Origin of the sequence: Psychrobacter okhotskensis, assembly GCF_965638355.1 — a bacterium.
In the GTDB taxonomy this organism is placed as follows: Bacteria; Pseudomonadota; Gammaproteobacteria; order Pseudomonadales; family Moraxellaceae; genus Psychrobacter; species Psychrobacter okhotskensis.
This window is the reverse complement of sequence record NZ_OZ281822.1, coordinates 2,513,755-2,536,065: the sequence shown is the minus strand read 5'-3', so window position 1 is coordinate 2,536,065 and position 22,311 is coordinate 2,513,755. Positions and strand designations below refer to the sequence as shown.

Below are 22,311 nucleotides of genomic sequence, written 5' to 3'. Positions count from 1 at the left end.
TTTTGCTCAATCGCGGCGCTAGTGTCGTCTCAGCCGCATTTTAATTCAGCTAAAAGGTCAGATTGTTATGGGAATATGGATTGCGATCGCCATTGTACTATTCGTATTAGGGAGTATGATGGCGCTCAAACCGAGCGGTATCGATCAGCGCTTGGATCATTTGCGCATGACCGCCCGTCGCTTACAGTTGAATCCAAAACTGGTGGCTTGTCCCGATTGGATCAGGGGCAAGGACAATGAGTATGGTCGCGGGATGCTTGGGCAGTATGGGTTGGTGCTAGACAATGTCAAATTGCCGCTGACGCGCTATCAGGTCCTCGATGGCTACTGGCGACCAGATAGCAATGCAAACAGCAACGTAAATAATGTGCCTCATCAAGCCAATTTTAGCTTGGATAAAGTGCCATTGGCATTGCCCGCCAGTATTGAGCCATTTGTAAAAGCCTTATTAATTAAGTCAAATAGCATTGTTATTTATTGGGAAGATATCGCCTATGTGCGCCCAGTGACCAACCCTCATTATCAACAAAAAATGATTGAGTCAGACTTATTAGTACTGAAGACACAGCTCGAAGCGTGGGCATTACAGATGCAAAAAAAGCGCCAGAGCTAGTAAATCGTTTTTTAGTCTCCATTAATGGGCAATAAGCAAGCAGTTTTGCGGTGCCCCAATTATTTACAGTTGACAGTTCAGCGCCTAGCAGTGTAACGTCTTTGTACCTTTATTGCTGTTTTATGACTCGTATCGGCGTCGTTGCTTGCTTTATACCCTTTTATATCAGCAGCTATTATTACAATAAATCGCTGAGCTATGATGATCAGCTTCCATAAATTGCCGTGCTGCTGAATTTAACCTTACTTTTAAACTACTTATATTATGGTGTCGTCAAATATGGCAAAAACCACAACTAAAAAAAGTCCAGCTGCGGCTGCTGACAAAACTAAAGACAGTCCAAAGGGCAAGTCTTTGGTGATTGTCGAGTCACCAGCCAAGGCAAAAACGATCAATAAATACCTCGGTAATGACTTCGTCGTTCGCTCGAGTATTGGACATATACGCGATTTACCCGTTGGTGCGAGTAAAAGCGCGAAGAAGCCAGCGACCAGTAAAAAAGATGACAGTCTGAGCAAAGAAGAAAAAGCGCAGCAAGCACTAGTCAGACGGATGGGTGTCGACCCTGAGCATGACTGGGCGGCAGTCTATGAAGTATTGCCAAACAAAACCAAGGTCATCAAAGAGCTGAAAGCCTTAGCTAAAGACGCTGACAAAATCTATCTCGCAACGGATATGGATAGAGAAGGGGAAGCCATCGCTTGGCATCTCAAAGAAGTCATCGGTGGCGCAGATAGTAAATATGAGCGCGTGGTCTTTAACGAGATTACCAAAACCGCTATTCAAAACGCCTTTAAGCAACCATCAAAGCTCGATATTGACCGTGTTAACGCCCAACAAGCACGGCGCTTTTTAGACCGTATCGTTGGCTTTATGGTATCGCCACTACTCTGGCAAAAGGTTGCTCGCGGTCTTTCTGCAGGTCGTGTCCAGTCGGTCGCTATGCGCTTGGTGGTCGAGCGTGAGCATGAAATTCGTGCCTTTATTCCAGAAGAATACTGGCAAATTCATGCTGATACTCACGTTGCTAGCAGTAAAAAAGACGCTGAGCAAATTGCCATTCGTTTAGAAGCAACCAAGCAAGGTGGCAAAACGCTAAAGCTTGTCAATAAAGAGCAGACGGATAAAGTCTTAGAAGTGCTTAACGCCAACGACTTTATCGTCAAAGAGCGTGAAGAGAAACCAACGCAATCACGCCCGAGTGCGCCGTTTATTACGTCAACATTGCAACAAGCAGCCAGCACGCGACTGGGTTTTTCAGTTAAGAAAACCATGATTTTGGCACAGCGTTTATACGAAGCCGGTCATATTACTTATATGCGTACCGACTCGACATTCTTGTCGGGTGATGCATTGGCGGCGGTACGTGGCTATATCGAAGACAGCTATGGCGCAAAATATGTGCCAGAAAAGCCAAACTTTTACGGTAATAAACAAGGCGCACAAGAGGCGCATGAAGCGATTCGTCCGTCTAACGTCAATATGAAATCAACCCAGCTAAAAGGGGTTGAGCGTGATGCCATCCGTCTATATGAGCTGATTTGGCGTCAGTTTGTGGCCTGCCAGATGCTCCCTGCAAAATACCTGTCAGTGAATCTATTCGTCGCTGCCAATGATGTTGAGCTAAAAGCCCGCGGTCGTACATTGGTGTTTGATGGCTTTACTAAAGTCATGCCACCAGCGAAAACCGACGATACTTTGCTTCCAGATGTCAAAAAAGGCGACAAATTAACGCTCGATAAGCTCGATCCGAGTCAACACTTTACCAAGCCACCACCGCGTTATACCGAGGCAAGCTTGGTCAAAGAGCTTGAGAAAAAAGGTATCGGTCGTCCATCGACTTATGCTTCTATCATCTCGACCATTCAAGATCGCGGTTATGTAAAGCTTGAAAATAAGCGTTTATTTGCCGAAAAAATGGGTGATATCGTCACCGACAGACTGACCGCAAGTTTTCCGGATTTGATGGATTACACCTTTACCGCCGCGCTTGAAGACAAGCTCGATCATGTCGCAGAAGGCGATACAAATTGGAAAGATGTCCTCGATAACTTTTATGGCGACTTCAAAACCACGCTTGATCGCGCCAAAGAAAAAAATGGCATGCGGCCCAATGATCCGACCGATGTGCCAGATGTCCATTGTGATATTTGTGGTCGTCCAATGCAGCTGCGTACTGGCTCAACGGGTGTGTTCTTAGGTTGTACGGGCTATAACTTACCGCCAAAAGAGCGCTGTAAAGGCACCAAGAACTTAATGCCAGTCGAAGCGTTTGCTAATCTTGATGATGCTGAAGGTGATGACGAAGCGGCTGAAGTTAAAGACTTGATGGAAAAGAAACGTTGCCCAAAAGATGGTACCGCGATGAACGGGTATATCGTTGATGGCGGTCTCAAGCTACATATCTGTGGTAACAATCCCGATTGCGACGGTTATATCTTAGAAGAAGGCAAGTTTGAAGTACCGGGTTCAGATGCCCCAACCATTGACTGTAATAAATGTGATGGGCAGATGGAGCTAAAAACCGGACGTTTTGGTCCTTACTTTGCTTGTCAGAAATGTGACAATACTCGTAAGGTACTCAAAACCGGCGAAGCTGCACCGCCGCGTATGGATCCTATTCATCTACCAGAGCTAAAATCAACCAAGCACGATGATTACTTTATCTTGCGTGAAGGGGCGGCTGGGATGTTCTTAGCAGCCTCTAAGTTCCCGAAAGTACGCGAAACACGTCCGCCAAAGCTTGCGGAGCTACGCGAAATCAAAGATAAGATGGAAGATAAGTTCCAGTATCTGTTTGCAGGTCCAGACGAAGACCCTGATGGCAATCCAACCATTTTGCGCTGGTCACGTAAGAAAAAAGAGCAGTATATCGGCTCTGAGAAAAACGGTAAGGCCACGCGTTGGGGTGTGTACTGGCGCAAAGGTGAATGGGTAGAAGAGTAAATTTCTTTAACCACTTTATCTCGAAGCCATATCTTTAAACCATAAAAAAACCTCTTAGATTATCTAAGAGGTTTTTTTACTATCAGTTTTTATGCTATTAAACGTATTAAACTTTAAAGGTTAATAGTTTAGTTAAAAACTATTAGATCTTTTCAATGATACCGCAAGCAACGCGATCGCCTGCATTACCAGCTGGTTGGCTAGTATAGTCATCTACGCCGCCATGAACGATAAAGGCTAGGCGGTTGACACTATATTTACCGGCATCAGCAGCAGATATTTTCTTGTTTACAAAGTTGATAGTAGCAACACCATCTGCGTTAGCGGTTAAGTTCGGCAAGTCGCCCGCATGACCATTCATATCATCAGGGTTAGAGTGCGGTTTGTTATCTGGGTTGAAGTGACCACCTGCCGCTTTACCCATATTACCGCAGCTACCTGTTTCATGAATATGCAATGATACAGTCTTACCTGGCTGCAAGTTCATCAGTTTACCGTAGACTTGTACGCCACCATCTACTGGGCGTAGGAATACTTGACCCACTTCACTATTGTTACCAGCGACTGCATTGATCGTCGATTTTAGCGCAGGTTGGTTAAGTGGATTACCGGTTTGCATCTGACCTTCTACCGTTTGGCAACCAGTCATCGCTAAAGCTGAACCACATAATAGCGCGCTTGCAAGAATTACTTTTTTCATCGTTTTCTCCGTTTATGTAAATAGTTGTTTCAAGTCTTTATATTTATAATCGTTACTGGCTTTGTTGCAACATTCGTTTATGTCGCAATCAGTATAGCCAACGACTCGGCATAGATATTCATTAAAAACGCAACAATCGGTTAATAAATGTAAGTATCGTATGGATTTGAAAAGGGTTTACGGTGTCTTCTTTACTTCGTTTTGCCATACTAAGGTTTCGCCTGATTCTAACTTTTGAGTAAGGAGATAGCTGGATTCAGAGTTATTAGAAGGATTAGATACTCTCTGCTTATCAAGATTGATCAGTGTTAACTGACTAGAGCTATAAAGCATTAGGCGGCTAAGGCTTGATTCAATATCATCAATGTCATCACCACACCCTACCATCGTTGAAGGGTTGCCACCAATTAGCAACGTTTGATTAGTAGATAAAGCATAAGACCCACCAGCCCCATTGCATCCGACAGAAAACCCAACACCTTGGCTAAAACTACTTTGCTGAGGATGGCTATAATCATGTGAACCAAGTCTGTAGTTTGCAGTAATAGGTACATCTGGACGATTAAATTTATTAATAGTTTTATTGGTATCGTCAGTTGCACTAATAAGACGCCATTGGTATCGCTCTAATAATTCATTGGTAAGCGGTATGCCCGCCACACGATATTCAGGCTTGGGCGTACCCGAAAAAATCAGTGTTTTTCCTTTATTGGTTTTTAGAGCCAGCTGTTTTAATGTCTTGTTAGAATTCTGTGTAGAATTTGGTAGTACTGGATCAAATCTGAAAGCTGTATCTGAATAGGGTATAAAAACACCATTTACGACATTTCCTGTTTTGTTTTTGATTGTGTTTTTATTACTCAAATTTTCGATAATTGAATGGTTTACTGTGGTGCAGTTATCAGATAGTTCTCTGACATCGATTTGCCCGTAAAGGTACGGTAATGGTAACCACATATCAAAAGAAACTTGGTAACGCTGACAGCCTTCTGTGAAAGTTAAAAGGCTTGGATGTACCTCCATTATCAAAGGCAGCTTTTGGTTAAAAGGCTTGATTCGACCCTTATCATTGCTGACATGGGTTAGTTGCCACTCATATTTTGTGGTGGTTTGAAACAGTCTGGATTCAAGCGTGGTCGCTGACCAGTTTTTATCGTCGATAACGGTACTGGTTTGTGCTGAATGATTGAGGCTGTTGGTTTGGCAGCCTAATAAAGCGAGGGGTAGTAATGTGCTTATTACAACTAGAGGCACCCTTAAATGATTTAACATTGTACTTTCCTAATTAATAAACATTTGTCTAAAATATAGCACAGGGTCTTAACCAAATTGTTTTTTATTATTACCAAAAAAAGCCGCCCATCATGACGATGAGCGGCTCTTTAATTTGTAAGACTGGATTAGTAACGAATCAGATTAGCTATGCAGTGCTTTGCTTGAGGTTTTATCAACCGTCACCTTAGCAGGTTTAAGCGGTACTGGCATACTCACCAACGCAACTTTTAATATCTCATCAATCGTCGCGACTGGCTGAATAGTCAGACCAGCTTTGACGTTATCAGGGATATCGGCCAAGTCACGCTCGTTGGTCGCTGGAATCAACACATGCTTGATACCACCGCGATGTGCAGCAAGTAGCTTCTCTTTTAGACCACCGATGCGTAGGATTTTACCGCGTAAGGTAATCTCGCCTGTCATTGCAATATCTGGACGAATGGCAATACCAGTCAAGGCAGAGACCAGCGCTGTGGTAAGCGCACCACCAGCCGATGGACCGTCTTTGGGCGTCGCGCCTTCTGGCATATGTACGTGGACGTCAGTGGTTTTAAAGGTCTCATAATCGATACCTAAGCTGTCACCGCGGGCACGCACCACACTCATCGCTGCACGAATCGACTCTTTCATGACGTCGCCGAGTGAACCGGTAAAGCTCAGCTCGCCTTTACCTTTCATCGCTACCGCTTCGATGGTTAATAGCTCACCACCGACTTGTGTCCAAGCAAGACCCGTAATACGACCAATCTCAGGCTCTTCTTCTGCCAGACCATAGTCATACTGATGCACACCTAAATAGTCATCGATGTTTTTGTCATCGACTACGACCAGCTCACGTTCTGCTTTTTTCGGAGCGCGTGCACCATGAGTTTCGACTGAACCGCGAACCACTTTACGGCAGATTTTATTGACTTCGCGCTCAAGGTTGCGCACACCGGCTTCACGCGTATAGCTACGCACGATGCTATGCAATGCCGCTTCTACAATCTCAATTTCACCTTCTTTAAGGCCATTATTTTTGATCGCTTTTGGCACAAGATATTTCTGCGCAATATTGACCTTTTCTTCTTCGGTATAACCCGGTAGACGAATCACTTCCATACGGTCAAGTAGGGCAGGCGGAATATCCATGCTGTTGGCGGTACAGATAAACATCACTTGTGATAAATCTAAATCCATATCGAGATAATGGTCGTTAAAGGTATCATTCTGTGAAGGGTCTAGCACTTCAAGTAACGCCGACGCTGGATCGCCGCGGAAGTCTTGCGCCATTTTATCGATTTCATCTAATAAGAATAGCGGGTTTTTAACTTCGACTTTTGCCAGTGATTGGACGATTTTACCCGGCATCGCACCGATATAAGTACGGCGATGACCACGGATTTCCGCTTCATCACGGACGCCGCCGAGCGCCATACGTACAAACTTACGACCCGTTGCACGCGCAATCGATTCACCCAATGAGGTTTTACCAACACCCGGAGGACCGACTAAGCAAAGAATCGGACCGCGCAGTTTTTTCACCCGTGATTGTACGGCGAGGTATTCTAAGATGCGATCTTTCACATCTTGCAAGCCGTAATGATCTTCATCCAGTACCGTTTTGGCTTTTTCTAAATTAATCGAAACCTTGGTTGTGGCATTCCACGGCGTATCCAAGATCCATTCAATATAGTTGCGTACGACTGATGATTCACTCGAGGCAGGCGGCATCATTTTTAGCTTTTTAAACTCTTGCTCGGCTTTTTTGCGCACATCTTCTGGCAAGTCAGCATCTTCTAGGCGCTGCTCAAGCTCAGCCACATCATCTTCACCATCGAACGCGCCGTCATTCATATCTGACAGCTCATTTTTAATGGCTTTCATTTTCTCATTTAAGAAGTACTCGCGCTGATTGTCTTCCATCTGCTGACGAACGGCATCTTGGATATCTTGTTCGATATTTTGCTCAGCGCTTTGTTTGACTAAGTACTCAGTTAACGTATTGATATGGGTTTTGATATCGTCATGTTCTAAGAACGATTGCTTGACCTCAAGATCCATCGACACGCGGGTTGAGATGAAGTAAACCAGTTCAAGCAAATCATCGATGCGTTTTGCCACGCGAGTTAGCTCACGCGCATTACGCAAACGAGCATCCGCATAGCTTTCAAACAGTGTAGTTAAAGCTTGAATGGTATTTTTTTGCTGGCTCTCATCCATGTCGACATCAAGGTCAGCACGCTCAAAGCTCGCCATTAATAATTTGTCGTGATTTTCGATGTTATCGACGCGCGCACGGTACTGACCTTCGATCAATACTTTGATACAATTCTCATCGCTGTCATGAGGCATGGTGCTGACGATGCGGCACACGGTTCCGTACTGATACAAGTTATCTTGATCAATGTCTTCGGTCAGCGAGTCTTTTTGCGCCACGACCAATACTTTATTGCCATACTCAGCTTGTGCCAGTTCAACGGCTTTGACCGATGGCGCACGCCCTACGAACAAGGCAATTTGCATATGTGGATACACGACCACATCTCTCAATGCCAGTAGCGGTAGATAGTTCTGTTCACCTTTGTCTTTAGCATTCATGTTTTCAGCATCGTCTTGAGTAGATTCAGGCGTCGACTCTGACTCATTTTCCAACGTATCGTCAGCTGAGATATTTAGCGCATTATCATCAGAAACGTTAGATGATACGTCGACATCGATGTCGATATTGTCTTGGGCAATTTTATGTTCACTCATATATTCTTCCTCGTTCACCAGACTTGTAAAGTCAAGTTAGTGGTTCATGTTTAGATAAATGGTGCTCACAGATAAAATTGCAAGGCTTGGTGACCAAGTCATGCGCTTATCTTTGTTAAATAGTTATATCTTCTTTAATACAGCGATTCATCGCTGTGTTAATTTTATGAGTAATCATTGAAAGTCAGCATAGACAAAGTACTTATTGTTAGTAGGCAGCCAATATCTATTGGGTTCTATGCGTAGGTTTTATGGGCAAAATGAGGTAAACTGACGCGCGTCCGAAACCTCGCTTTTTAGAGTAAAGCATTTTAGGCGTTAGAGCGATATTGATAGGTCTTAAAATACTAATAAATCCTAACCAGACCAGGTTATAAAGAGCAAGGGGCAACATATGACCATCAACGCAGTATTATTGGCAGTCGTCATCATGTTAGGGCTGTCACTAGCGCGCGTGCACGTGGTGCTCAGTTTATTGATCGGTGCGCTGGCGGGCGGGCTGCTAGCGGGTCTCGGTATCACTGATACGCTAGAGGCCTTTCAAGAAGGCATCCGCAATGGGGCACAAATCGCTCTATCTTACGCGCTACTGGGCGCTTTTGCGGTAGCGATAGCTCATTCTGGTTTGCCGCAATCATTGGCAGGGGCGGTCATCAAGCGCATTGATGCCGGTGGCGCCAGTGGCATGATTAAGTATATGCTGTTTGCAGGCTTAATCACCATGAGCTGCTTTAGCCAAAACTTAATCCCCATTCATATTGCCTTTATTCCGCTGCTTGTGCCGCCGTTATTACTCGCCTTTAATCGTATGCAAATTGATAGACGCTTGATTGCTTGTCTGTTGACCTTTGGTTTGGTCACTACCTATATGTTTATCCCATATGGTTTCGGTGATATTTATCTCAATCAAATCATGTTAAAAAACGTCGGTGAAGCGGGCATTGATATTAGTAATATTTCAGTCACTAAGGCAATGGCGATTCCGGCGCTCGGTATGTTGTTTGGTTTGCTGACGGCGGTATTTATCAGTTACCGTAAACCGCGCCACTATCAGCAAATGGCGATAGATAAAGAAGCGCACGATGTGGTAAAAAGTGCAGTGGTAGCAGGCGATTCTTTAAGTAAAACCGCCACTGAGGCGCAAACACAAAGCAAGATGAAAACGCTGGTTGCTCTAGCCGCTATTGTCACTGCCTTTGTCGTACAGCTCTACACAGACTCGTTATTACTTGGCTCAATGTTTGGCTTTGCGGTCTTTATGGCGACCGGCGTGGTCAAGTGGCGTGAAGCGGATACGGTCTTTAATGATGGTATCAAATTGATGGCGATGATTGGCTTTATTATGATTACCGCGCAGGGCTTTGCCGAAGTCATGAAAGCGACAGGTGAAATTGCACCACTTATCGATGGCGCGACCAACTTGTTTGCGGGTAATAAAGCCATCGCTGCGTTGGTCATGCTCGGAATTGGTCTAGTAGTTACGATGGGTATCGGTTCATCATTCTCGACCATTCCGATTATTGCTGCGATTTATGTGCCGCTCTGTATTTCTTTAGGATTTTCACCACTCGCGACGGTGGCGATTATTGGTACGGCTGGCGCGCTTGGGGATGCGGGTTCGCCTGCGTCAGACTCGACATTGGGACCAACCTCTGGTTTGAATATTGATGGACAACATGACCATATTGAAGACAGCGTGGTGCCAACCTTTTTGCATTATAATATTCCGTTATTAGTGTTTGGTTGGATAGCGGCGATGGTGCTGTAGGTTGTATTTTATAGAACTATGTTCCATAAAAAAGCTACCGAATAGGTAGCTTTTTTATTTCAAATCGATAATTTCATACTAAAGCTTTTTGTACTGCTTTTGCTAAAAACCCAGAGCGAGTTTCGTGGTTTTTTTCAGCATAACTGTCAACACGCTGTAATAAATATTCAGGCCAACTAACATTAAAGCGTACTTGCTTAGTTGAAAACTTGTTTTCATCAATATTTACAATAGCCCAAGCCAAAGCATCTTGAAAATCTGCATTCATTCTTAATGTTTCTATATCACTAGTATGAAAGTCAAAACTCATTCCTTTATCTACCATATATTCGATATGATCGTAAATTAAGGACTGCGCTTCTTGCACTGTGTCATCGATGGTATCTCCTAAAGGGAAACAGCCGTCAATATCAGGAACAATAGCTGCATAGTTGTCCATGCCTTCGTCTTTGAATATAGCGATGGGATAATTTAACATATAACCCCCTATGAATATTATCTTATTAATAAAGTTAAATAGGATAGAGAAAGTTTTTATGAAGAGTAAAAACCAACCTTTATTAAAAGGTTGGAGTTGCTTAAAGTTTCAAACCAGAAATACGTCTTGCTTGAGCCAATTGATGCCGAGACACATCTTTTTCAGGCTGACTGATTGAAATAATGCTATCAACGCCTTCCTTTCTCAAAATATGATGACTTCCTTTAACTCTATCAACTATCCAACCATCCTCTTTAAGCAACTTGATTAGTTCACCACTTTTCATGGATTCTCCTCAAGGATACTAATTGGATGTGTGTATTATCACACATAATTTATAATTAATGCTATATTTTGTGTGTAGAAGTGTGTATTGAATATTAAAGAAGATCGTTAATCCCTAAAATTCCCAATCTCACCACTTAAACTCTTCAAAAAATCATCACTTTGCGCTAGTAACTCATTCAAACGCGCCTCATTAATGACACTAGCCAACTCATCACCGCTAAAAGCTTGCTCCTGACTGTAGTAAAGTATCTCTCTAGCATCGTCATTCCCTAACGCTTGCAAATACGTATCAACACTATCAGCGCTAGATGCTTTGTCGTTGGACATTTTGATCTGATTTCTTTTAAACCACCTTAAGCCACTTGGCGTAATTAAGCCATCTAGCGGCACATCCCACGGTTGAGGCTCTAATTGCTCAACCACTTGAAAGTCGTAGCACCAGCCAATTTTCAACGGTTTTTTTAACCCTGCCTGATAGCTTTTACTAAGAGTCGTATCATAAAAGCCACCACCCATGCCCATACGATTACCGCTTTTATCAACCGCTACTAATGGACAGACAATCACATCTAATTCTCTCGCCCATAATAATCGACGATGATGATTTTGCTTCATCCCTAAGCTATGAATTCGCGTCGGTATATTCAGCAGTTTCGACTGATAAATAGGTACAAAGCGCAGGTGTTTATCTACGTTTCCCTTACTATCACGACCGAACGAACCAACCACTGGCAAGTAAGAAAAATAGCCTAAGTGTTGACACCAGTCCAATAGTGGCTGAGTGGGCAGCTCGCCAAAGCCATCATAATATAAGCCAATACGCGCACGCAGCGGTAAGCGTTGTTGCAATTTAATTAAATGTAAACTTGCCATGCGCGCATATTGTCTACGTTCGCCAGCCGTTAATTGCCGACGCTGGCGGGTAAATTGTCGTCTAGGCGGATTACTTAAGCTATCAGCGGTTTTGATATCGTTTTTAGAGCGAGCGTCATCAGTCGCTAACTCAGGTAACGAGTCAGATAATGAAGTAGCAGATTGTTGTTGGCTGGTGTTTTTAGACATCAGTTAGCCTCACGGACTTGGAGAAATTTGTGATAAGTCATGCTATCATAACGCCACTTTACATCGTATTTCCGTTTATGTGCAGCAGCTGTTGCACTTTTTATCGTTCAGTTATTTAACAACAAACCATCAAAGAGGGTAGTTATGTCGACACAGAATCAGGCAACTCGTACCGAAAAAGATACCATGGGCAATGTGGAAGTTCCAGCTGATGCTTATTGGGGTGCGCAAACTCAGCGTAGCCGTGAGAACTTTAAAATCGGTGGCGAGACGTTGCCACGTCCGATGATTGAAGCGATGGCATTAGTCAAAAAAGCCGCTGCCATTACCAATGCAAGCCTAGAGCGTATCGAAGGTGACAAGCGCGATTTAATCGTGCAAGCTGCTGACGAAGTCATCAACGGTGGTTTAACGGATCAGTTTCCATTAGTGGTATGGCAGACGGGTTCTGGCACACAGTCAAACATGAACATGAACGAAGTATTGGCCAACCGTGCCAACGAAATCGCAGGGAACGCGCGCGGCAGTTATACGCCGATTCATCCAAATGACCATGTCAACCATGCTCAATCTACCAATGACAGCTTCCCAACGGCGATTCGTGTGGCTGCTGCTCGTCAAATCAACAGCTTGCTTATCCCAGCGGTAAAAGCACTACGCGATACGCTAGATGCCAAAGCCAAAGAGTTTGATAGCATCGTTAAAATCGGTCGTACCCATCTGCAAGACGCCACGCCTTTGACTTTAGGTCAAGAATTTAGCGGTTATGTCAGCCAACTTGACCATTCATTGACTCGTATCGACAACGCTTTACAAGGTTTATATGAATTGCCACTAGGCGGTACTGCAGTAGGTACGGGTCTAAACGCCCATCCTGATTATGCGGTAAAATCAGCTGAGCAATTGGCTGAATTAACAGGCTTGCCGTTCGTAACGTCACCAAATAAATTTGAAGCACTAGCCGCTCGTGATGCCGAAGTGTTTGCTTCAGGCGCACTAAAAACGCTATCGGGCAGCCTGAATAAAATCGCTAACGACGTACGTTGGTTGGCATCAGGGCCTCGTTGTGGTCTAGGCGAATTGACGATTCCAGAGAATGAGCCAGGCTCTTCTATCATGCCAGGCAAAGTAAACCCAACGCAGTCAGAAGCAATGACCATGGTTGTGGCACAAGTGATGGGTAACGACGTCACTATCAGCATGGCAGGCGCGTCAGGTAACTTTGAGCTTAACGTTTATAAGCCTGTGATTGCCTTTAATTTATTGCAATCTATCCAACTATTGGGCGATGCGTGCAACAGCTTCAACGAAAATTGTGCGGTTGGTATCGAGCCAGTCAAAGACAAAATCGATGACTTCTTGCACAACTCATTAATGTTAGTCACGGCATTGAATCGTCATGTTGGTTATGAAAACGCGGCGAAAATCGCTAAGACTGCTTATAAAGAAAACAAAACGTTGAAGCAAGTGGCGGTTGAGTTAGAACTGTTAACTGAAGCGCAGTTCGATGAGTGGGTAACACCTGCTGATATGGTGCATCCTTCTTAATATCAATCCAAAAACCTGATTAGCATTGTCAGATAAGCTGATTCTACAATTAGTAGCACTTGCGCTTGTCTTCCTCGCTACCCAGATTTTTAAATTCGATATTCTGATTGATAAAAAGACCTTGCCATCTCTTGTAAAAGGGTGTGTAAGGTCTTTTTTTGTCTATCAATTGAATCACCTACATCGCGCGCAACAATGTCTTACGCTCAAACAACAAGCATAATAATAGTTATAACAGCACCAACAAAAATTTTGCTTATAATGAGTACATAGATAAGGGCTCGTGAATCAAAGTTTTAAAAAAATTTTAAATCACGACAAAGACAATAAGAGCAAACGATTAGACTAACTAAAAATAGTTCGTCGCTAACGTCCATATTACTCTTATCTATGACCATTCTATTTATATCATTGAGGTAATTTATGAAAAAGTTAACTGCCGCTCTATCATCAGCTGGCATTATAATGGCGATGTTGGGTTCAGGTTCTGCCATAGCTTACTCGGACCAAGTAATGGAAGCGAGCGAAAGCTATGATACTGCCGTTAAAATTAGAGAAGTTAATTACTCTTGCCAAAATAACAAAAAAGTCAGCGTGACTTACGGTTTTAACAAAGAGTATTTACCGACCTTTGCAGAAGCCAATCTAAATGGCAAGAAAAGATTTTTACCTATTAACTTAGGTCGTTCTGACGATGTTGATACCGTGTTTGGTGATGAAGATAACTTTAGTATTATGACGGGCGCGCTGCGTTTGAATAACTATCATAAATCATCCGCCAATATTCAAAACGCTAAGAGTGAAATCCTTTATAAAGGCTGTAATGTTGCCTCTATCAGAAAGCTTAAAGGCTAGTTTATAGCAGGCTGATAAATATAGTCAATCCCACTTAAAAATGTTATAAACTAATTATCAAATTCAATTGTTATTATAAAGACCATGACTTACTCGCTAGATTTTCGCAAACAAGTACTAAAAAGCTTAGACGAGGGTATGACCTTTGCCGAGGCAGCTAAATTCTATAACCTCAGCCCAACCACCATACAAAACTGGAAGAGACGTGTTCATAGCAAAACAACCAGGCAAACCAAGCCCTATAAAATACCAGATGATGTGCTACTGAATGATGTCAAAGAACATCCCGACGATTACCAGTATGAGCGAGCACGTCGTCTAAACTGTAGTAAAACAGGCATTTATCATGCCCTAAAGCGCCTTGGTATCAGTCAAAAAAAAGACTTTAGAACATCCAAAAGCCTGTCCGATCAAAAGAGCGATATATCAGAATAAGCTTGATATCTTTAAACAACAAGGCTATCCCATTGTTTATATATACGCGCGCGGCTTTGAGCACGAGACTATTCGCTCTCATGGGTACACATTAATTGGTACACCTTGTATTGATAGCTACAATTGGCAAGGTAAAAAGCGAACCAACGTTATCGGTGCTCTGTATGAAAAGATGCTGTTTGCACTAGATTACTTTAAGCACAACATTAACAGCAGCATATTCTACGAATGGTGCAAGTTCACACTTATTCCAAGTCTTAAAACCAAATGCGTGATTGTGATGGATAATGCCAGATTTCATAAGAGTAAGCGTATTCAAAAGCTACTGAATAGGCATGGTCATCGTATTTTATGGTTGCCGCCGTACAGCCCTGATCTGAACCCTATCGAAAAGAAATGGGCTCAGGTGAAGTTTCTACGCCAAGGCTGGATGGAAAACGACTTATCCAAATTGTTTTATGATATTTGTCCTGGCCATAACAATTTTATTTTGAACTGACTATATAGAGAATTAAAAAGACCTTGTCATTTAATGTGGCAAGGTCTTTTTTTTGTATTTAGGTTTAGTGTGGGAGCTAATCCCGCTTTTCGCTACAATTAGGGCTAAATCTTGCTTCAATGAAAAACACCTAATTGGTGCGAAAAGCGATACTCTGTGTGTTTACATATCATTATTGATGTTTATCGATTATCGATATACTATAAGTAGTAGCACTACAACTTATTTTAAAAGCATAAATAAAGGGTATCGAGACTTGTATGATTGTTAATTTCAAATGTAGTGATACTCAAACTCTTTTTTCTGCTGGAAAAACAAAGCGCTGGTCAGCCATTAAAAATGTTGCAGAACGTAAATTACTACTACTAGATAATGCAACTATGCTAGAAGACTTGAAAGCTCCACCTGGCAACCGATTAGAAGCTTTACGTGGTGATAGAGAAGGTCAGCACAGTATTCGCATCAATGTGCAATGGCGACTTTGTTTCACTTGGACAGATCAAGGCGCTATAGATGTAGAAATTGTGGACTATCATTAATTTTATAAGAGATGTTATCAAAGATATAGAATATAGAATATAGAATATAGAATATAGAAGAGAGAAACACTATGACTAAAAACGGTATGCGTCCCATTCACCCGGGCGAAGTATTACGAGAGGATTTTCTTGAGCCGCTGGGTATGAGTGCCAATGCATTGGCGCTGAAGCTTGGTGTCACACCTGCACGTATTAATGAAATCATACGTGAGAGGCGTGGCATTACAGCAGACACTGCCCTGCGTTTAGCCAAGTATTTTGGTGGTAGCGCTCAGTTTTGGTTAAATCTGCAGTCTACTTATGAGCTGCGTTTGGTTGAGACTGATGATTTACATTTTTTAGATGATATTGAACCTATTGAATATGCTTAACTGCGCTATCGAGCAATACTACCTTTATCTTTTTTCCTAGAATATATATTTAACGAGTTACCCGTTACTATCAGCAGCATACCAATGATTAAAGCTGCACTAAAGCTTTCAGAATACAAAAGCACACCGATGATTGAGATGAGCGGTAATCTGAACATATCCATAGTGACCACGAATGTGACCTCTGCATGTTGCATGGCTTTGGTCATACAATAATGCGCCGATAGTGCCGTTATGCCTATGATGACAAGCCATAGCCACTGAATACCTACTGGCGCTGTCCACCCTTCTATAAATAAGAGTAACCCCAGAGGTGCTTGTATCAAACACATCATAAAAATAATGGTGATTGGGCTTTCAGTATTAGAGAGTGATTTTGTGGCCACATGGGAAAAGGCATAACAAATGGCAGCGCCCAACACGATAAGTGACGCATAGTGAGCGACATCTAAGCTGGGTTGTACGATGACGATTACCCCAAGAATTCCTAAAAATACGGCAATAACCTTTTTTACAGTTATAGATTCTTTTAGGAAGAGATACGAGATGATTATTGTCCAAAAAGGGACAGTAAATTCGATAGCGAAAACGGTCGCCAAGGGCAGGAGTCCTATGCCCAAGAACCAGCCATATTGCCCCGCGAAATGAAATAGATTTCTGACTACGTGTAATTTAATACGCTTGGGGAATGAAAAACGACCTTTTTTCGATGAAGCGTTTGATGCAAAGCTTGATAACGATAGTATGGGCAATAATACCAATAGTCCGACGATACTTCGAAAGAATAAGATCTGAAAAACACCAATCTCACCGTTTAGCTCACGAGCACCAATGGCCATTAAACAAAATGAAGTGAGTGCTCCAATCATCCAAAGGGTAGCGTGGAACATAATGGTGCAATCCTGTATATAAAATCAAATCTGGAATTTATCTTATAGTTAATTTACTCTAAGAATGTTATGGCGAGGTTGATAGAAACTTTCGCAGCCTCTGTCTGCGTAGGCACAGCAAGCAAGAAAATTTCTATCAACCTCGCATCCAGATAAAGTAAATGACACTTTTATTTTGTACGAACTATATAGGCTAGTGTCTCATATCAACGAATTAACGCAATAAAAAAGCCAAGCAAAATGCTCAGCTTTTTTATCAAACTTCTTAAACTTATTAAACCTTAAATTTCAAATCTTAAAACTTATAAAGCAAACCAAGTGTCGTCGCTGCTTCAGTACGTGAGTCGACCATTGGGCTATCGTACTGCTCATTTGGTACATAGCTCAAGCTTTGGTTGGCAAATCCTGCCCAGCGCTCATTAAAGTCATAGTTAGCGCTAATGTTGATATACGGATTCAGGCTTGAGTTAGATTTATAAGCGTCAACGCCTGTCTCTGCTGACTCTTTTTCACTGACACCATAGTAGTATTCATTGTAGTCAGCATCATGATATTCAAAGCCAATACTTGGATAGACCGTCAGCTTGTCTTTGGTGATTCGGGCCAGATAAGTCAAGCGCCCCGTATTGCCGCCACTACGATCCAAAATATCAGTCGCTACTTGCGCACGAAAGCCGCCGACAGGGGTATTGCGCTGATAAGTCAGACCAGCAGCAGCTGAGGATTTACGCTCGTCCAGACCAGCAAGCGCGCCTCTGGCATCATCAGGATCGAACTCATTACCATCGAATTGCGCATAAGCAGACAGCTGATTGGTACCATCATTAATGATATAAGCACCCGCTTGCGCCCCGCGTGCATAGAATTTATTGTTGTCATAAAACACACCCGGCAATACGCGTATATCGGTGCTGTCTTCCAAGTCATAGGCTGAGTTGACTGCCATGACGTTAACGCCAACGCTGAGCTCAGCATCTGGATCAGCCGGCAAGTTTTTATTAAAAAAAGCGGCATTGGATATGCTAGCGACACTGAATAGTGCAGTGGCGGTCAAAGTGCTAAGCAAGACGCGCGTAGAGGTAGCGGATAGCGCTGAAAGTGTAAACATAATTAAGTCTCGTCAGTAGGTAAAAATAGCTGGGTAACCATAGAAGAATAAGGAAAGCTAAAATCAGCTGTTTGTTTCTGTGTGCAGGTTAATGATCAAAGATAAGGGTCAGCGTTTATTCAACAGCGTTTAGCACTTGTAGTATTTGCTGATGAATATCCTGCCACCACCAAACAAAGCCAATGCTGATGAACAACATTACCAGCCATGGTAGCAGCTGCCACATAAGGGCAGGTTTGGCCGCTGTCTTTTGCTCGATGATGTCGGCACGATTATCGTTCATATTTATAGGTAAGTTTACACGAGTGTCATCAAAATGAGCATTATTATCCAAATTAATATTGCTCATCGTTGGCTGCTCGATATAGCTGGTTTGCTCATTGTTTTGGATGTTGCTTTGCTCGTTATTTTGAGCGGTGCTTTGAATGTTGTTTTGAATATTATCTTGATAACGACTCTGTTTGAGAGCGACCGTCTGCATGAGGGCTGCCGTACGTTGGCGATGAACGATACCGATGGCGAGTGCAATGATCAATCCTGTCACCGCACCGCCAATATGTCCTGCATTGTCAATGCCAGGCACCGCAAAGCCGTATACTAAATTGATGCCCATAATCAATATCAGACTTTTTAAATTGAGCACTAAGCCATTGACCGATATTTTAAACAGCGCAGCTATCAAAAGAGCGGCACCGATGCCCATGATACCACCAGAGGCACCGGCCGACAGCCCCGGTTGCCCCGTGCCATCCAAGATACTCTGCCACGTCACATAACTATTCAGTAAGTTGCCACCGATGGCCGCGAGTAAAAACAATGCCAAAAATTTAGCGGAGCCAAACATCGGCTCGGCGATTTGCCCAAAAAAATACATGGCAAAACCATTAAACAATAAATGCATCAAACCAATATGCAAAAACGCGCTGCTGACCAAGCGCCATGGATCATCAGTCATGGTAAAAGGCAACGCATTGGCGCCCCATTTTAGCAGCGCTTCAGTCGAGGGGTTATTGGCATCGACGCCTGTCAGCACCTGCATAATAAAAAGTCCGATAAAGCTGACTAATAGCAGGGTGGTCACGGGTGCCGTTTTTAAAAGCTGTTGGATGGTCATAAAAGCCGAGTATCAATTAAAAAGATTAAGGCGATTATAAAGGGTAAGGCCACTATAAAGAAAGCCACTCCTAAAAAGCCACTCCTAAAAAGCCACTCCTAAAAAGCCATCGGCAAAAAAGCAAAAAGCAATCAGCGTCTAGGGGTGGCATTATCAGTGATATAAGGCGGTGCCAATTTTAGCTGCTCATACGTTCCTTTGACCAATATATTATCTGTGACTTGATTGATATCGGTATGACCACAAAACGCCATGCTAATATCGCACTCGTTATAGATAAGCTCAAGCGCGCGGCGCACCCCGTCTTCACCATACGCTCCCAATCCGTAGAGAAAAGCGCGACCGATCATCGAGCCTTTTGCGCCCAATGCGATAGCCTTTAGTACATCTTGACCGGAGCGAATACCGCTGTCGAGCCACACCTCGATATCACTGTTTTCGGCATGGACCGCCTGCACAATGTCAGAAAGCGCAGAGATAGAAGACAGCGCTCCATCCAATTGACGGCCGCCATGGTTGGAGACCACTAGCGCGTCCGCACCGCTACGCGCGGCTAAAATAGCATCTTCCGGCTCCATAATGCCTTTGATAATGAGCTTGCCGCCCCATGCGTCTTTGATACGTGCCACATCATCCCAACTTAGGCGAGGGTCAAACTGTTCTGCAGTCCACGCTGACAGCGATGAGATATCTTCAACATTTTTGGCATGACCGACGATATTGCCAAAGGTACGGCGCTTGGTGCCGATCATATTAAGACACCATTCTGGCTTGGTCATTAAATTTAAAATATTAGCCAATGTGGGTTTTGGCGGTGCGGATAGACCGTTTTTGATGTCTTTATGACGTTGTCCCAGCACCTGTAAGTCCGCAGTCAAAATCAACGCAGAACAGTTTGCTGCTTTGGCACGGCGAATCAAATTGGCCATAAAGTCCTGATCACGCATGACATAAAGCTGAAACCAAAACGGCGCACTGGTATTTTCAGCGACGTCTTCGATAGAGCAGATACTCATGGTCGATAATGAAAAGGGCACACCGAACTTTTCAGCTGCCCGCGCGGCATGAATCTCACCATCTGCCCACATCATGCCTGTGAATCCCGTTGGCGCAATGGCGACAGGCATCTTGGCTGATTCGCCAATCATCGTTGTCGCTAGACTGCGGTTGTCCATATCGACCAAGACGCGCTGGCGCAATTTGATACGATCGAAGTCAGTCTCGTTGCTGCGATAAGTGGTCTCAGTCCATGAGCCTGAATCGACATAATCATAAAACATGCGCGGTACTTTGCGCGCGGCGACTCGGCGCAGATCTTCAATTTCGGTGACTTTTTTTAAAGTTGGGCTCAAGTTTTTCATTATCCCTCTCGCTTATCTATTCCATAACTGCTGTAAATCCATGACTGAAAATGGATAATTTAGACGCTGCGTCTTTGTCAGGAGCACCGGAATGCTGGTAGCAAATTCCATCATCAATGACTCATCGAAGTCAGCGATATCGACATATTGGTAGGTAAGTGGCTGTACCGCCCGAAACTGTGTTAATAGTTGCTCAGCGACATCACATAGATGACAGCCAGAAGTACCAAGCAACCACCATTCATCGAGGTTTTTAGAGTCATTAAGCTCAGGGCACGCTGCCATAACGCGGTTCCGTAATAGGGTTATATTATTATCATTATGCATGTTTCTACTCTTATGTTAAGCCTTGTCGCAAAATACTTGTGTGCTGTTTTTAAGCCGACATACCAATGTGGCTTAGCCGTTATGACATGATAAAGAAATGGGGTAAATAATGACAGCGATTGTGAGATTAGGTAAGATGAGCTGCAGTTTATGATTCTCAATTTTATCTTATTATCTTTTTATCCACTCAGGTAGCGCACGCATGGCAAGTTTTGGCAAATTTATGAAACGAGTGTTATTGGCATTCATGTTATTGGTCGTGGCATTTCATATGCTGGTGGCAGGACTGCTATTAATTTGGAAAACGCAGCCAATTAACAACAGCATGTTTATGCTTACCCATCGCTTGAGCGGCGGTACGGTCACGCAGACGTGGGCTGAGTACGATGCCATCGCCAAATCAGCCAAGCAAGCGGCAATAGTGAGCGAAGACTCGACGTTTAGCCAACACAATGGCTTTGACATAAAGGGCATCGAGCTGGCGATGAAAAAAAATGAGGAGTCTGGCACCACCTCGGCTGGCGGCTCGACCATTACTCAGCAGCTGGCCAAAAATCTATTTTTGACGTCGCATCGCTCGTATATTCGTAAAGGCGAGGAAGCGGTAATCACCGTGATGATCGAAACATTTTGGGACAAGCAGCGTATCTTGACCGCCTATCTAAATGTCGCCGAGTTTGGCAATGGCATCTATGGTATCGATGCGGCGGCGCACCATTATTTTGATAAATCTGCTGCCAATCTCAATCGTGATGAATCCGCGCTACTCATTAGTATGCTGACCAATCCTAAATACTATGAAGACAATCGCAGTGATAGACGCCTACGTAATAAACAGCGTATTATTAAAAAACGTATGAAGAATGCGGTCTTGCCACAAGCGGCTTAATGAGTATTTACTAACAGTAGTTTTTTGAATGATAAATAGCAGGGTAAGTAGTACGATAAACTCATGACATGATTGATAGTCATATGGTTGCAATAATAGAACGTCACTATATTATGAACGCCACTATATATAGGGTCTGTTGAACATTCAAATATTAGGACTGCTGATTGCTAAAATCGTCCCAAACTAGGCGTAAACCGACGATAATGTCGAGACCTTAGCTAGGTTTACAACAACGTTTGAGGTGATTTTAGTATCAGCCTTTCAGGGCAGGACTGTTTTTTGCCAATACATGGCGAAATTGTCTAACCTAGAACGACTAGGCGTCAAACATTTCACTGCGTATTGTCTAAAAAATAGCCACTGCCAGTGCCACATTTGAATGTTCAACAGACCCTAGGTATCAAAATAAATTTGTTTAAAATAAGTGATTAAATAAAGTTACGGATACAGTGAAGTTAGCCATAAAAAAAGATAGGTAATGGCAGTAAAAATAAATTACATCAGTG

General features: G+C 43.2%; 21 protein-coding genes. 10 read left to right on the top strand and 11 right to left on the bottom strand.

Going from position 1 to position 22,311, the window contains the following annotated elements; translation table 11 throughout:
- Positions 1-67: 67 nt before the first annotated feature.
- Entirely contained in the window at positions 68-613 is a 546-nt protein-coding gene (locus ACSUPM_RS10495; protein WP_025651316.1) for a hypothetical protein, read from the top strand.
- Positions 614-892: 279 nt separating this feature from the next.
- A complete protein-coding gene (gene topA, locus ACSUPM_RS10490) occupies positions 893-3,559 on the top strand; it encodes a type I DNA topoisomerase (protein WP_227692038.1) in 2,667 nt (888 codons plus the stop codon).
- A gap of 142 nt (positions 3,560-3,701) precedes the next feature.
- Here the strand turns inward: topA and ACSUPM_RS10485 are convergent, their stop codons facing one another.
- From ACSUPM_RS10485 to lon, 3 genes are all read right to left on the bottom strand, one after another.
- On the bottom strand, positions 3,702-4,259 hold the full coding sequence (locus ACSUPM_RS10485) for a superoxide dismutase family protein (protein ID WP_025651318.1): 558 nt from the start codon (positions 4,257-4,259) through the stop codon (positions 3,702-3,704).
- A 177-nt stretch (positions 4,260-4,436) separates the two neighbouring features.
- Complete coding sequence (locus tag ACSUPM_RS10480) at positions 4,437-5,531, bottom strand: hypothetical protein (RefSeq protein ID WP_025651319.1); 1,095 nt, start codon at positions 5,529-5,531, stop codon at positions 4,437-4,439.
- A 144-nt stretch (positions 5,532-5,675) separates the two neighbouring features.
- Positions 5,676-8,270 (bottom strand): endopeptidase La, encoded by a 2,595-nt coding sequence (lon, locus tag ACSUPM_RS10475; protein WP_025651320.1) that lies wholly within the window; start codon positions 8,268-8,270, stop codon positions 5,676-5,678.
- Between the two features lie 394 nt (positions 8,271-8,664).
- Here lon and ACSUPM_RS10470 point away from each other — a divergent pair, with 394 nt between their 5' ends.
- On the top strand, positions 8,665-10,038 hold the full coding sequence (locus ACSUPM_RS10470) for a Na+/H+ antiporter family protein (protein WP_025651322.1): 1,374 nt from the start codon (positions 8,665-8,667) through the stop codon (positions 10,036-10,038).
- A 73-nt stretch (positions 10,039-10,111) separates the two neighbouring features.
- On the opposite strand, the gene ACSUPM_RS10465 is transcribed toward ACSUPM_RS10470, so the two are convergent.
- The 3 genes from ACSUPM_RS10465 to ACSUPM_RS10455 form a co-directional block, all read right to left on the bottom strand.
- A complete protein-coding gene (locus ACSUPM_RS10465; RefSeq protein ID WP_350588165.1) occupies positions 10,112-10,516 on the bottom strand; it encodes a type II toxin-antitoxin system HicB family antitoxin in 405 nt (134 codons plus the stop codon).
- A gap of 100 nt (positions 10,517-10,616) precedes the next feature.
- Positions 10,617-10,802 (bottom strand): type II toxin-antitoxin system HicA family toxin, encoded by a 186-nt coding sequence (locus ACSUPM_RS10460; RefSeq protein ID WP_436879922.1) that lies wholly within the window; start codon positions 10,800-10,802, stop codon positions 10,617-10,619.
- 107 nt (positions 10,803-10,909) lie between these two features.
- On the bottom strand, positions 10,910-11,866 hold the full coding sequence (locus ACSUPM_RS10455) for a 5-formyltetrahydrofolate cyclo-ligase (RefSeq protein ID WP_436879921.1): 957 nt from the start codon (positions 11,864-11,866) through the stop codon (positions 10,910-10,912).
- Between the two features lie 144 nt (positions 11,867-12,010).
- Between ACSUPM_RS10455 and fumC the strand changes: the two genes are divergently transcribed.
- The 6 genes from fumC to ACSUPM_RS10425 all read left to right on the top strand — a co-directional run bounded on the left by fumC (position 12,011) and on the right by ACSUPM_RS10425 (position 16,113).
- Complete coding sequence (fumC, locus tag ACSUPM_RS10450; RefSeq protein WP_436879920.1) at positions 12,011-13,414, top strand: class II fumarate hydratase; 1,404 nt, start codon at positions 12,011-12,013, stop codon at positions 13,412-13,414.
- A gap of 423 nt (positions 13,415-13,837) precedes the next feature.
- Positions 13,838-14,269, top strand: coding sequence for an ACP-like domain-containing protein (locus tag ACSUPM_RS10445; protein ID WP_436879919.1), 432 nt, complete (start codon positions 13,838-13,840; stop codon positions 14,267-14,269).
- A gap of 84 nt (positions 14,270-14,353) precedes the next feature.
- Complete coding sequence (locus ACSUPM_RS10440; RefSeq protein ID WP_025651329.1) at positions 14,354-14,704, top strand: IS630 transposase-related protein; 351 nt, start codon at positions 14,354-14,356, stop codon at positions 14,702-14,704.
- Positions 14,631-15,203 carry a transposase gene (locus ACSUPM_RS10435; RefSeq protein WP_156915633.1) on the top strand — a complete coding sequence of 191 codons (573 nt, stop codon included), beginning with the start codon at positions 14,631-14,633 and terminating at the stop codon, positions 15,201-15,203. The genes ACSUPM_RS10440 and ACSUPM_RS10435 overlap by 74 nt, the downstream gene beginning before the upstream one ends.
- A gap of 260 nt (positions 15,204-15,463) precedes the next feature.
- Positions 15,464-15,742: a type II toxin-antitoxin system RelE/ParE family toxin gene (locus tag ACSUPM_RS10430; protein ID WP_025651331.1), complete on the top strand. Its 279-nt coding sequence runs from the start codon at positions 15,464-15,466 to the stop codon at positions 15,740-15,742.
- A 71-nt stretch (positions 15,743-15,813) separates the two neighbouring features.
- On the top strand, positions 15,814-16,113 hold the full coding sequence (locus ACSUPM_RS10425; protein WP_025651332.1) for a HigA family addiction module antitoxin: 300 nt from the start codon (positions 15,814-15,816) through the stop codon (positions 16,111-16,113).
- Positions 16,114-16,118: 5 nt separating this feature from the next.
- On the opposite strand, the gene ACSUPM_RS10420 is transcribed toward ACSUPM_RS10425, so the two are convergent.
- The 5 genes from ACSUPM_RS10420 to ACSUPM_RS10400 all read right to left on the bottom strand — a co-directional run bounded on the left by ACSUPM_RS10420 (position 16,119) and on the right by ACSUPM_RS10400 (position 20,871).
- Positions 16,119-17,003, bottom strand: coding sequence for a DMT family transporter (locus ACSUPM_RS10420; RefSeq protein WP_025651333.1), 885 nt, complete (start codon positions 17,001-17,003; stop codon positions 16,119-16,121).
- 295 nt (positions 17,004-17,298) lie between these two features.
- On the bottom strand, positions 17,299-18,111 hold the full coding sequence (locus ACSUPM_RS10415) for a MipA/OmpV family protein (RefSeq protein WP_436879917.1): 813 nt from the start codon (positions 18,109-18,111) through the stop codon (positions 17,299-17,301).
- A gap of 115 nt (positions 18,112-18,226) precedes the next feature.
- The gene (locus tag ACSUPM_RS10410) at positions 18,227-19,225 is read right to left on the bottom strand and encodes a rhomboid family intramembrane serine protease (RefSeq protein WP_201577202.1); all 999 of its coding nucleotides are present in this window, start codon (positions 19,223-19,225) and stop codon (positions 18,227-18,229) included.
- A 131-nt stretch (positions 19,226-19,356) separates the two neighbouring features.
- Positions 19,357-20,586 carry an alpha-hydroxy acid oxidase gene (locus ACSUPM_RS10405; protein WP_436879916.1) on the bottom strand — a complete coding sequence of 410 codons (1,230 nt, stop codon included), beginning with the start codon at positions 20,584-20,586 and terminating at the stop codon, positions 19,357-19,359.
- A gap of 12 nt (positions 20,587-20,598) precedes the next feature.
- Positions 20,599-20,871 carry a glutaredoxin family protein gene (locus tag ACSUPM_RS10400; protein ID WP_227692037.1) on the bottom strand — a complete coding sequence of 91 codons (273 nt, stop codon included), beginning with the start codon at positions 20,869-20,871 and terminating at the stop codon, positions 20,599-20,601.
- Between the two features lie 244 nt (positions 20,872-21,115).
- Here ACSUPM_RS10400 and mtgA point away from each other — a divergent pair, with 244 nt between their 5' ends.
- Entirely contained in the window at positions 21,116-21,802 is a 687-nt protein-coding gene (gene mtgA / locus ACSUPM_RS10395) for a monofunctional biosynthetic peptidoglycan transglycosylase (RefSeq protein ID WP_025651338.1), read from the top strand.
- Positions 21,803-22,311: the final 509 nt, after the last annotated feature.